Annotated in this window: 8 protein-coding genes; 6 read left to right on the top strand and 2 right to left on the bottom strand. The window is 51.7% G+C overall.

What is annotated here, in order from left to right; genetic code table 11:
- The first annotated feature begins 95 nt into the window (after window positions 1-95).
- Window positions 96-1,223, top strand: a complete 1,128-nt coding sequence (locus RHOM_RS10410; protein ID WP_014080267.1) for a glycerate kinase family protein — start codon at window positions 96-98, stop codon at window positions 1,221-1,223.
- Between the two features lie 131 nt (window positions 1,224-1,354).
- Here RHOM_RS10410 and RHOM_RS10405 read toward each other — a convergent pair whose 3' ends face one another.
- Both RHOM_RS10405 and RHOM_RS10400 read right to left on the bottom strand, forming a co-directional pair.
- Window positions 1,355-2,566: a helix-turn-helix transcriptional regulator gene (locus RHOM_RS10405; protein WP_014080266.1), complete on the bottom strand. Its 1,212-nt coding sequence runs from the start codon at window positions 2,564-2,566 to the stop codon at window positions 1,355-1,357.
- Between the two features lie 16 nt (window positions 2,567-2,582).
- On the bottom strand, window positions 2,583-3,887 hold the full coding sequence (locus RHOM_RS10400) for a glycoside hydrolase family 1 protein (RefSeq protein ID WP_014080265.1): 1,305 nt from the start codon (window positions 3,885-3,887) through the stop codon (window positions 2,583-2,585).
- Window positions 3,888-4,182: 295 nt separating this feature from the next.
- Between RHOM_RS10400 and RHOM_RS10395 the strand changes: the two genes are divergently transcribed.
- The 5 genes from RHOM_RS10395 to RHOM_RS10375 all read left to right on the top strand — a co-directional run bounded on the left by RHOM_RS10395 (window position 4,183) and on the right by RHOM_RS10375 (window position 12,513).
- Window positions 4,183-5,676 (top strand): MFS transporter, encoded by a 1,494-nt coding sequence (locus tag RHOM_RS10395; protein ID WP_014080264.1) that lies wholly within the window; start codon window positions 4,183-4,185, stop codon window positions 5,674-5,676.
- A gap of 30 nt (window positions 5,677-5,706) precedes the next feature.
- Complete coding sequence (locus tag RHOM_RS10390) at window positions 5,707-7,911, top strand: glycoside hydrolase family 2 protein (RefSeq protein WP_014080263.1); 2,205 nt, start codon at window positions 5,707-5,709, stop codon at window positions 7,909-7,911.
- A gap of 27 nt (window positions 7,912-7,938) precedes the next feature.
- A complete protein-coding gene (locus RHOM_RS10385; protein ID WP_014080262.1) occupies window positions 7,939-8,784 on the top strand; it encodes a sugar phosphate isomerase/epimerase family protein in 846 nt (281 codons plus the stop codon).
- Window positions 8,785-8,821: 37 nt separating this feature from the next.
- Window positions 8,822-11,023, top strand: coding sequence for an alpha-L-rhamnosidase (locus tag RHOM_RS10380; RefSeq protein ID WP_143761704.1), 2,202 nt, complete (start codon window positions 8,822-8,824; stop codon window positions 11,021-11,023).
- Window positions 11,024-11,145: 122 nt separating this feature from the next.
- A complete protein-coding gene (locus tag RHOM_RS10375; RefSeq protein ID WP_014080260.1) occupies window positions 11,146-12,513 on the top strand; it encodes an MATE family efflux transporter in 1,368 nt (455 codons plus the stop codon).
- The last annotated feature ends 200 nt before the right edge of the window (window positions 12,514-12,713 follow it).

The following is a 12,713-nucleotide window of genomic DNA, read 5'->3' as shown; positions in this document are numbered from 1 at the left end:
TTTAGGCATCAACGGGAGCATCCCAAAGTTTGTGTAAACCTCCAAACTGATGTAAGATAAAATTACTCAGTTTGCATGCCTGTAAGGAGAAAAAGATGGATGTAATGGTTTTGATCGATTCGTTTAAGGGGAGTATGACTTCCATGGAAGCGGGGAATGCGGCGCGTGACGGGGTGTTGCGCGTCTATCCGCATGCCAATGTGACGGTCCGCCCCCTGGCAGACGGAGGAGAGGGCACAACAGATGCCCTGATAGAGGGGCTGGGCGGAAGGAAAGTGGAACTGTCTGTGACGGGACCGATGGGAAGCCGGGTAAAAGCTTACTACGGAATCCTTGCGGATGAAAAGACGGTGGTTATGGAGATGGCGCAGGCCGCGGGCATTACGCTTGTGGAGGAAGCGCAGAGAAATCCGGGAAAAGCCACCACCTATGGAGTGGGCGAGATGATACGGGATGCCGTTTCGCGCGGATACCGCAAATTCATCATCGGAATCGGCGGAAGCGCAACAAATGACGGCGGAATCGGAATGCTTAGAGCGCTCGGTGTGAAGTTTCTGACCAAAGATGGAGAGGAAGCAGGAGAGGGAGCGGATGCGCTTGGTAAAATACATTTCGTTTCACTGGAGCATCTGATGCCGGAACTGAAAGAATGTGATTTTCAGATTGCATGTGATGTCACGAATCCGCTCTGCGGAGAAAAAGGGGCGACCTATATTTATGGAAAGCAGAAGGGCATACGGGAAGAGGAAATGCCGCGTATCGACGCGGATATGAAGCATTACGCCGCGATCACTGCCGAGCGGATCGGCGTTGACTATGCAGCCCGGGAGGGCGCGGGGGCAGCCGGCGGCATGGGATATGCCTTTATCAGTTATCTTGGGGCGAGACTGGTTCCGGGAATCGAGCTGATATTAGACGTGATCCATTTTGAGGAGGAGGCAAAGAAAGCGCAGATTGTGCTCACCGGAGAGGGACGGCTGGATCTTCAGACTGCAATGGGAAAAGCGCCCGTGGGGGTTGCGAGGGCTGCCAAGAAGTATGGCTGTAAAGTGATTGCGTTCGCCGGTTCGGTCACAAAAGAAGCAACTGCGTGCAATGACAACGGCATCGACGCATTTTTCCCGATCGTGCGCGGGGTGTGCACGTTAGAGGAGGCCATGCAGCGGGAAAAAGCCATGGAGAATCTTACTGATTCCGTGGAACAGGTATTTCGTCTGCTATAATATCAACTACTCTACAGGATGATTTAGAAGAACGATTATCTCAAAAATCTGGAATGAAAGAGCAGGTGATACGGGAAATAGATCTGGATAAACGGTTCAAAAAGAAATGTTGGGGCAATCAGGTTCTCCCCTCACCCCTTACAGTGCTCCCCGCGGTATGCCGTCGGTGACATGCCGGTCTCCTTCTGAAAGCTGGAGAAAAAGAAACTGCGGCTGCCGAAGGACAGTTCATCGCTGATGTCCTGAATACTCATGCGGGTACCCGATAGAAGAAGCTTTGCTTCTTCTATTTTTTTTCGGCGGATATAAGCATTCACGCTCTCGCCGGTCACTTCCTTGAACTTGTGGGAAAAATAATATTCCGTGTAGCCGAGCCGTTCGGAGAGCAGAGAGATCGAGAGCGGTTCGCGGATGTGCAGACTGATGTAGTCGCAGATGTTCTGAATCTGCCTGGAATGTGCATTCGTCTCCTTTGCGGCGCGGACACGGTGGACGTAATCATCGAGAAATTCGCGGCTTAAATTGGTCGTGTCGGCAGTCGTTTTACATTCCTCGATGCGCCCGGCATAGTAATCGTTTAGGGTGTATGCGATGGAGGGATTCAGACCGCCATCGATCGCAGCGCGGCTGCACAGGGTTAGGAGCACCAGCAGATTATTTTTGCTCATGCGGAGTGAATCGCCGATCTCGGCCTTGACGCCGGAGCTTAAGGTCATGGATTTTGCAAGAGCCTTTTTGTATTCCGGATTTCCCTCGCGGATCATGGAGAGAAATGTCTGTTCCGCCATCCAGATGCCCGGATGCTCCCCGGAGAGAAGCGGCGAGTCATCCGGAACGCTTGTCGTGCTGTGTGAGGTAAAAGAGATCAGATCCGCGGTGATCCGCTCGCCGGTAATGGCGCAGTGAAACATGATGGCGTAGGAGAGCAGCACGGAAGACGGAATGATCGGCACACTCTCGATCTGCTTTACAATTTTAGAGCGCAGCTTGACGGTAAGCTGGTAGGAATCCAGCTTTTTACGCAGAACCAGATGCGAGTTGCTTCCGGTAAAAGCAGGACCGACGATGTGGATCTGCTGCAGCGCAAAGCCCTGATACTCAAAACCGGCGATCCAGAGAAGTCCGAACTCGGTGTCCAAAATCAGCGGCATGCGGTTCCCGGATTCGATATGTGCGAGTACGAGAGAGGAAAAACCCAGCATGGAGATAATGTCCGGCAGCATGAGTTCTGCCGGACAGTCTGTCTCGATCAGCTCAAACTCCGGGCTGTAGTGCCAGAGATGAAGCGGGTATTCACATTGAACCATTTCCTGAAAAAAAGAGAGACGTTCTTTGATGTCCATGTGGGTATTCCTTTCTTTAGCGGTTCCAGCTTCCGAGGAAACGCAGGCTTTCCTTCGGATGTCTTGTCTGTGTGCTGCGGTCGACCGCAATCAGTCCAAAAGTCATCGAGTAGCCTTTCTGCCATTCAAAATTATCAAGGAGACTCCAGTGAAAATAACTTTTTACCGGGAGACCATCGCGGATGCAGGCAGCGACGCCGTTAAGTGCGGCATCGATAAAAGCGACGCGCCTGGTGTCATCGGAAGTTGCAATTCCGTTTTCAGTGACATACAGGTCACCGTGAAAATCTTCTGCCACCCTGCGCAGAACATGCTCTAAAGCTTCCGGGTAAAACTCATAATTCATCTGGGTCAGTTCGGCACCCTCCGGATTCGGAAGCTGACCGTCCGGACCGATCAGGGAGCGGGTATAATTCTGCACGCCTAAGAAATCATCCTCCTTAATATAAGGGAGATAGTGTAAAAATTCTTCATCCCACTCAGAGGCTGCGCGCGCCTCGCCGCCCGCCTGCGGCTGAATGTCGTGCAGGCTTAAGGTCAGACCGACTTTAATGTCCGGATAGAGCGCTTTGATTTCTTTTCTGGCGAGCTCATGTGCTTTCATGATGAGAAGATCGCCCTCTCTGGTGCGCATGGAGGTAAAGTTTTCTACTTTTTCCACGCCGAAGACTTCCATATTTTCAAGGGCGGTTGCCTTTTGATTTTCCATCATTTTCTCAAGATTGATGCCGACCTGCACCGTACCGTCCGCGCTGTCGCCGCTCCTTGGCGCTGTCTGTGCTGCCTGCATCTGCGCCATCATCTGCCGCTTGTAGCGCTCGGCGATTGCGGCGACCTGAATGCCCATATTTGCCTCGTTGATGGTGCATACATAGTGCAGTTCGCTGCCGAGTTCTTCCATAATATAATGAACATAGCGGGCAAAGTCGGCAGGCGTAGTCGAAGCTTCCCATCCGCCTTTGGTCATCAGCCATTTCGGGCTGGAAAAATGATGCAGGGTAACAAACGGTTCCACACCGTATTTTTTGCAGCAGGCGATGACGTCGTGGTAATATGCGACGGCCCCTGCATCAAACACGCCCTCCTCCGGCTCGATGCGCGCCCATTCGATCGAAAAACGATAGGCGTTTAAGCCGGCGTCGGACAGAAGCTTAATATCTTCCTCATAGCGGTGGTAGTGATCGACCGCGTCTAAGGACGGCTCCAAAAAGCTGGTGTGCTTCATGTGCTCCATCGCCCATAAGTCGCTGCGGATGTTGTTCCCTTCTACCTGATGGGCGGCTGTGGCAGCCCCGATCAAAAAATGTTCCGGTAATCTCATAAAATCCTCCATTCTGCAGTGAAAAAATACAGCGTCAGCCGTATTTTTCCTGTGCATCTCTTGTAATCTGATGTTACTATATAAGATTTTATAAAACCCGGAGTTTACAAAATCGTGAAAATGTTAGAAAAATAGCAATACATCATTTTATAACATGAATTTTAGTACATAACAACGAATTTGTAAACACAGAAAGGAAAAAGACCGGCTAGAATAAAGCCATAGAAAACAGAGGCCGCAGATATAGCAGACATACGGAAGCGGCAAAATACGGAAAAGTCTGGAGGGTATAAAAATGTTTGGAAAGAAAAAAGAACAGTCTGTGGAGACAAACGGCATTGTCTACCGCCGTGCAAAGACATGGAGGGTAGCGCTTGCAGGATGCAGTTCTGGGATTGGAATGTGTTTTTATGTGCTGCTTGGACTGGCAAGCTATGTGGCAAACGAAGGGTATGGCATTGCAACAGCGGTGGTAGGCATTATCCTGACTGCAACAAGAATCTTGGACGGCGTCACAGATCCGATCATTGCGATCATCATCGATAAGATGAACACGCGGTTTGGAAAGATCAGGATTCTGATGGTGGCAGGATGGCTGATCGAGTCACTGGCAGTCCTGATCATGTACTGCTGGGCGAGTGGAAAGGGACATGGAATCGTGCTGTTCGTGCTGCTCTACTGCCTGTATGTGATCGGCTATACGATGTGCAACGTCACAGCGCAGATCGTTCCGGCGATGCTTACGAACGACCCGAAGCAGCGCCCGATGGTAGGCGTCTGGAGTACAGCTTATAACTATCTGGTGCCGATGATTCTTAACATCGTGATTACGGTGATATTGCTCCCAAAATATGGAAATGTCTATTCGGTAGAGATGCTTGCAGCATCCTGCATCGTCTGCGTGGCAGTATCGGGTGTGGGATTACTTCTCTGCAGCATCGCGGTATCGGATATCGATAAACCGGAAAATTTTGTGGGCGTGGCGAGCAAGAAGAAGGCGGAGCCGGTAAAAGTAAAAGATATGTGGGAGCTGGTCAAATCCAACCGTGCGTTGCAGACGTTCATCGTTGCGGCAAGTTCGGATAAGATCGCGAGCCAGACGGCAAGCCAGGCGGTTGTGACGACGATGCTGTTCGGAATTATTATCGGCAATATGCAGCTTGGGACAATCTTAAGTGTAATCGGTATGCTTCCTTCGATCATCTTCGCGTTTATCGGGGCGAAATACGCAGGAAAGCACGGAAATAAAGAGGCGATGGTGACGTGGACGTATGTGTGCATCACCGTGGCGGCGGTGCTTGTGGTATTGTTTATTTTCATTGATCCGACCCTGATTGCGACGACGCTTCCTATGATGATTGTATATGTATTATTGACCCTGGTGTTAAATGGTGCAAAAATGTGCGTGACGATGTCAAGCAATGCGATGATGGCGGACATCATTGATTACGAGTTAGACCGCAGTGGTAAATTCATTCCGGCAGCAGTGACAGGTACATACAGCTTTATTGACAAGTTAGTATCCTCGTTTTCTGCAGCGATTGCAACCGGTCTGGTGGCATTGATCGGCTACAGGCACACGATGCCACAGCCGACCGACCCGTCCACACCGGCAATCTTCTGGATGACGATGAGCATGTATTTCGGACTCCCGCTGATTGGCTGGGTATGTACGCTCTGCGCAATGCGCGAGACGCCGCTCTCCAAAGAGAAGATGGAGGAAGTACAGAAGAGCATTCAGGAGAAAAAACAGGCAGAAGTGGAAAAAGTGATTGAGGAAATGAAATAGAGAGAAGAAAAGAGAGGGAAAACGGAATAGATGAGAAATACAATAGTGCTGGAAAAAGACTGGACATTTTATAAAAATCCACAGAGTGAAAGCGGGGAAGCGGTGACGCTCCCGCACACCTGGAACGCGGTTGACGGGCAGGACGGCGGAAACGATTATTATCGCGGAACCTGCAAATATGTGCGTCATTTTGCAAAACCGGAACTGGAAAAGGGAGGAAGAGCGTATCTGGAATTTAACGGCGCAGCGATGACGGCGGATGTTGTGGTCAACGGAACGAAGCTGTTCCACCACGAGGGCGGATTTTCTACATTCCGGGTAGATGTGACGGAGCAGTTGACAGAGGACAATCTGTTAGAAGTATATGTGGATAACTCTGACAACACAAAGGTGTATCCGCAGAAAGCCGATTTTACTTTTTACGGCGGGCTGTACCGCATGGTAAAGCTGGTGACGGTGCCTAAAGTGCATTTTGTGATGGACTATGCAGGCGGAAACGGCATGAAAGTGACGCCGGAGGTGACGATTCTGGACGCTGCAGAGAAACAGGCGGACGCAGACGTGACGGTGGAACTGTGGATGACGGGGGAAGCACCGGACGTGACGGTCACCGTGGCGGGAGAGACACAGACGGTTCCCGTGGAAAACGGTTATGCAAAAGCCGTGTTTGCGCTTAAAAATGTGCATCTCTGGGACGGTGTGGAGGATCCGTATCTGTATACGGTAAAAGCAGAACTTCCGGGCGGTGATGTCGTGGAGCGGACGTTTGGCTGCCGCAGCTTTAAGATAGATCCCAAAGAGGGCTTTTTCTTAAACGGACGATCTTATCCGCTACGCGGCGTGAGCCGTCATCAGGATCGTGCGGGCGCGGGCAATGCGCTGACATACGAGATGCACCGGGAGGATATGGCGATTGTAAGAGAGCTTGGTGCCAACACGATCCGCCTGGCACATTATCAGCACGCGCAGGAGTTCTACGATCTCTGCGATGAGAACGGAATCATTGTGTGGGCGGAAATTCCGTATATCACGATGCACATGACAGACGGCACCGAAAATACGTTAAGCCAGATGAAGGAGCTGATCGTGCAGAACTATCATCATCCGTCGATTGTCTGCTGGGGACTTTCCAATGAGATCACGGCAGCAAGCGCGGTGAACGAAGAACTGCTGGAGAATCACCGTAGATTAAATGATCTGTGTCATGAACTGGATAAGACGCGTCCGACGGTTATGGCGGATGTCTTTATGTTAGAGACGGACAGCCCGATGCTGGAGATACCGGATATGAACAGCTACAATCTCTACTTTGGCTGGTACATCGGGGAACTGGAACAGAACGACAGCTTTTTTGACGAATATCACAGCACTTACCCCGACCGGGTGATCGGACTCTCCGAATACGGCGCGGACGCGAATCCGGCGTACCACAGTGCGAATCCGGAGCGGGGCGATTACACGGAGGAATATCAGTGCGTTTACCACGAGCATATGGCAAAAATGATTGAGGAGCGCCCGTATCTGTGGGCAACGCATGTATGGAATCTGTTTGATTTCGCTGCGGACGGGCGCGACGAGGGTGGCAAGCACGGCGAGAACCAGAAAGGGCTTGTGACGATGGATCGCAGGATCAAAAAGGATGCGTTCTATGTATACAAGGCATACTGGAGCAAAGCCCCATTTGTGCATCTCTGCGGCAGCAGGTACACGGACCGTGCAGAGGATGTGACGGAGATCAAAGTGTACTCCAACCAGAAGAAGGTCTCGCTCTTTGTGGACGGAGCAGAGAAAGAGACGAAAGAAGGTGCACGCATCTTCAGATTCCGGGTGCCGATTACGGGAACGCACACGATCCGGGTAGTGTCCGGGGACTGCACCGATGAGATTACAGTGAGAAAAGTGGACACACCGAATCCGGATTACATTTTCAACAAGCAGGGCGACGTGGTCAACTGGTTTGACAAAGAGGATTTTAAAGCCGATCACTATTCGATTTCCGATACACTGGGGGAACTGGCGAAAAATGAGATGGCAAACGCCATTGTGCAGAGCCTGATGGCACAGGCTTCCGCAAGCCGCGGCGATGTGGCGGAGAGCGTGAAGGACAACCCGGCATTGCAGCGGATGATGCAGCGCATGACACTGGCAAGTCTCTTAAAGCAGGCGGGAGACGCTGTGAGCGAGGAGCAGATGAAAGCGTTAAACGACGCATTGCAGAAAATTCCAAAGAACTAGGGAACACGAAGTAAGGAGCGCAGAGGAATGAAAAAAGCAGTACAGCAGATCATGCTTGGAACAGTAACGAAAAATGAAAAGCAGACGGCAGAGACGCTGCGGCGGATCAGGGCGGCAGGCTACGACGGAATCGAACTGAACGGTTTTATGGTGAAGCCGACCTCTTTTCTGGTGCGGATGCTCACGAAGGCGGCAGGAATGCCGGTCGGAAAAGGCGGAAGCTATGATTGGAATGCACTCGTAAAAGAAGCGGGACTTTGTGTGACGAGCATCCATGAAGATCTTGGAACGATCAGACGGGAGCCGGAGACGGTTGCAAAAGAGGCAGAAGCCTTCGGCACAAAATATGTCGTCATCACGGGAATGTACCGCTTTGATTACTCGGATAAAGCCGCGGTGCAGGGGCTGTGCCGGGATCTGAATACCTCCGGAAAAATTTTGAAAGAGGCGGGCATTGAACTTTTATACCACAACCATAACTGTGAGTTCCTGCACGTTGAGCCGCAGAAAACGGCGTATGATCTGCTCCTTTCGGAGACAGATCCGGAATATGTCAACTTTGAGCTGGACTCCTACTGGCCGACGGAGGCGGGCGTGGATGCGCTCGCCCTGATGAAAAAACTGGACACGAGAATGAAGCTTTATCATATCAATGACCGCGGCACTCGTCTTTTGAAGCCTGCCATGACGCCGATCTTAAAATCGGACAGCATGGAGCTTGGCTGCGGCAATATGAATCTGGATGCACTCATTGCACAGGCAAAGAACGTGAATGTGGATGCCGTGATTTTAGAAAGCCATAAAAACTGGGTGGATAACTCTCCGCTGCGGTCGCTGGAGGTAAGCGCACAGTTTTTAAACGCACGGATCTGACAGAGCGGGAGATGGCAGAATAAGGATGGAAATGCAGATGGAAGAATTAAGAAAACAGTGGATCACTTCAGAAAAAGAATACCGGGAGGGCGAGGTTTTTGTATACCGGCAGAAATTTACGGCTTCACAGGTCAAAAAAGCTGTGTTTTACGGCACAGCCCTCGGCGTGTACGAAGCAGAATTAAACGGCACGAAGATCGGGAGCCAGATGTTTGCACCGGGATTTTCCTACTATCCGAGACGTGTGCTCTATCAGACACACGAGGTTACGGAGCTGTTGCGGGAAGGAGAAAATACGCTGACGGTCTATCTCGGACAGGGGTGGTACTGCGGGCGTTTTCTCTGCGAAAATCAGACACAGATATACGGAGAGCAGCCGGCGGTTGCATGGATTCTGGAACTGGAGGATGCGGCAGGAAGCCGAAGGATTGTCTCCGACGAGACGGTGGAGGAACTGGAATCCCCGTATGAATATGCCGGAGAGTACGATGGTGAGATTTATTTTGCAGACGGAAGAGAGAACGTGACCGGTCATGCGTCCGCCTACACAAAGGAGGCGCCGTTCGCACTGGAGCCGACGCTTACGGAAGTGCGTCTGCAGGATGAGATGCCGGTGCGGGAGGCAACGGTGCATGGAGATGTGACGATCCTTGATTTCGGGCAAAACTTTGCCGGAATTGTAGAAATAGATCCTTCTTTTTTGAAAAATGAGACAATTACGATCCGGCACGGGGAGATCTTAAATGCCGACGGCAGCCTGTACACCGCAAATCTGCGCAAAGCGAAGGCGACGATTGTCTACCATGCAGGTGCGGAGAAGAAAAAATACCGCCCGCGCTTTACTTATATGGGATTTCGTTATATGGAACTTTCCGGTGCGGCATATCAGCCGGGGATGATCAGGGCATACGCACTTCACACAGAGATGAAGCGTACCGGATATTTTTCCTGTGAAAATCCGCTGGTGCAGAAACTCTATGAGAACCAGGTCTGGGGACAGAAATCCAACTATGTGGAAGTGCCGACCGACTGCCCGCAACGGGATGAGCGCATGGGTTATACCGGGGACGGGCAGGTATTTGCGCTGACAGGGGCTTATAATTTCAATACGGATGCGTTCTGGAAAAATTTTCTTCGCGATCTGGAGCTGGGGCAGCTTGACAACACCGAGGGATATGTGTGCGCCACGGTGCCGCAGACGGGACCTGCCGGGATCGGATTTATCAGTATGCTGGGATGGGGCAATGCGGTCACGATTCTGCCGGAGATGATGTACCGTCAGTTCGGGGACGAGGAGGCACTGCCGCGCCAGTATGAGAGCATGAAGCTTTTCGTGGAGGCGGAGATCCGCAAGATGGGGAAGAAAAATCTCTGGATCGGTCCGTCATTAGGCGACTGGCTTGCGATGGGAAAAGGAATCGCATGGCAGGCGATGCACAACAATCCGGTGTCAAACGCGTTCATCGTGCATGATTTAAAGGTCATCAGCGAGACGGCAGAACGGCTTGGAAAGCGAGAAGATGCGGCGCGGTACCGCAGACAGCTTGCCGCGACGACGGACGCTTATATCAAAAAATTTGTGAGCAAAAACGGAATCGTGGCGAAGGATTATCAGTCCGCTTACATCATGGCATTAAAATATGTGCTGCCGGAGGGCGAGCTGCGGGAACGGGTCAAGAAAAACTTTGTTGCCAACATCCGTAAAAACGGGCTGCAGACGGGATTTTTTGCGACGGAGCATTTACTGCCGCTTCTGGTGGAGGCGGGAGAGCAGAAACTTGCCTATGATGTATTACTGCAGGAGAACTGTCCGGGGTGGATGTACCAGGTGAAATGTGGCGCGACGACAACCTGGGAGCGCTGGGATGCCCTAAAGCCGGACGGAACCGTCAACGAGGAGAAAATGGCGGGCTCCGGTGAAAATATGGTATCCTTTAACCATTACGCATTCGGCAGTGTCGGGGAGTTTTACTATCAATATATCCTTGGAATCAGACCGGAAAAGCCGGGCTTTGCAAAACTGCATTTTGCACCTTATCCGGACGAGCGCCTGGGAGGCGTATCCGGAAGCTATCTTTCCGTGGCAGGGAAGATCGAGAGCGCATGGCGGTACGAAGCGGACGGCTGTCATATCCGGCTTGCAACGCCGGTGGAGGCGGTCGTGCTCCTTCCGGATGGAAGAAGTGAGAATGTGCCTGCCGGAACGTACGAGTGGACGGTGAAAAGACCGAATCTGTAAAAAGTGCAGGATATGTAAAAAAAAATCCGGAATCTGCCTGAAAAAGGGCAAGAAAGGAAATTGACGGCGGCAAGACATAGATGATAAAATCTCATGAGATATACATGTAAAGGATGAAAATTATGTTTGCGAAAATCAATTTCCACGATGAATTCTACCAGAAATTAAAGCTTCTGGTGCTGCCGATCACGATGCAGCAGTTTATGCTGGCGCTAGTCAGCGCCACAGATGCCATTATGCTTGGGGCGGTCAGCCAGACCTCCCTGTCAGCGGTGTCTCTGGCAGGGCAGATCCAGTTTGTCTTAAATCTGTTTATCAGCGGTATCTCCGCCGGCTCCGGAATCATGGCAGCGCAGTATTGGGGGAAAAAGGACGCGGCTTCCATTGAGGAGGTCATGCCGATTGCACTGCGCACCAATCTCATATTCAGCGGTGCGTTCACCGTGTTTGCGGCGGTGGCACCCGAGGTGCTCATGCGCATTTTTACGTCCGATCCTGCGTTAATTGAGAGCGGAGCGGTCTATCTGCGCGCGGTGTCCCTGTCATATCTGCTGTGCGGTATTTCACAGATTTACCTGATTTTGCTGAAAAATACCGGCTATGCCACGGTCAGTTCACGGATCAGCTGTACAGCGGTCGTTGTGAATATTATCTGCAATGCGATCTTGATCTACGGGCTGTTGGGGCTTCCTGCGTTAGGAATACAGGGAGCGGCTTACGCGACGGTTGCCGCCCGTCTGGTGGAGCTCGTTTGGAGTTATCTGGAGACGAAGCAGTCCGGGCGTGTGCAGATCATCTGGAAGAAAATGTTCCATGCGGCGGATGCCGTTCTGACAAAAGATTTCTGGCGTTATACCATGCCGGTGCTCGGCGCTGCACTCGTCTGGGGAATCGCCTACGTGTCCTACTCTGTGATTATGGGACACATGGGAAGCGACGCGGTGGCGGCAAACTCCATCACCACGATCGCCAAGAATATGCTATCGTGCCTGATCCGCGGCGTCAGCGGCGGCGCGGGCGTGCTGATCGGAAACCTGCTGGGCGCCGGAGAGCTGGACAAGGCAAAAGTGTACGGCGGCAGGCTGACGCGCATGGCAATCGTGGTCGGCATGACCACAGGCGGTCTTCTGATGCTGATCTCGCCTTTGATCGTGCGTTTTGCACCGCTCAGTGAGACGGCGGCGGAGTATCTGCAGTACATGCTGATCTTTTGTGGCTGCAATATCATGGCGCAGTCGGTCAACACGACAGTGCTGGACGGCATCTTCTGTGCCGGTGGGGATTCCAAGTTCGACATGAAGGGGAATCTCGGGGCGATGTGGTGCTTTTCCGTACCGTTTGGCTTCTTTGCGGCATTCGTGCTGAAATGGCCGGTCATGGTGGTGTACTGTATCGTGAACCTCGACGAGATTGTGAAGATTCCTGCTGTGTACTTACATTATAAAAAATATATCTGGGTGCGGAATATTACGGTACAGGAAGACGCTTGACAAGGTGCTTTTAGCCCTCCGGGCAGGATGCACACTTGCGCGAAGGAGAGACATGCCGCAGGCGACCGCACTTGGTGCGAAAATGTGTCGTGGCATATTTTTTATTGCAGAAAACGTTTGTGAGAAAGCCTGGAGAAGGCTGGCGCGGGTCTACAGAGGAAAAATAGCTGCGTGAGACCCCAAAACCGCTTGATAAGAGA

It is taken from the genome of Roseburia hominis A2-183 (assembly GCF_000225345.1).
Lineage (GTDB): Bacteria > Bacillota > Clostridia > Lachnospirales > Lachnospiraceae > Roseburia > Roseburia hominis.
Note: the sequence above shows the minus strand (reverse complement) of the source record. Positions and strands in the feature narration are given on the sequence as shown.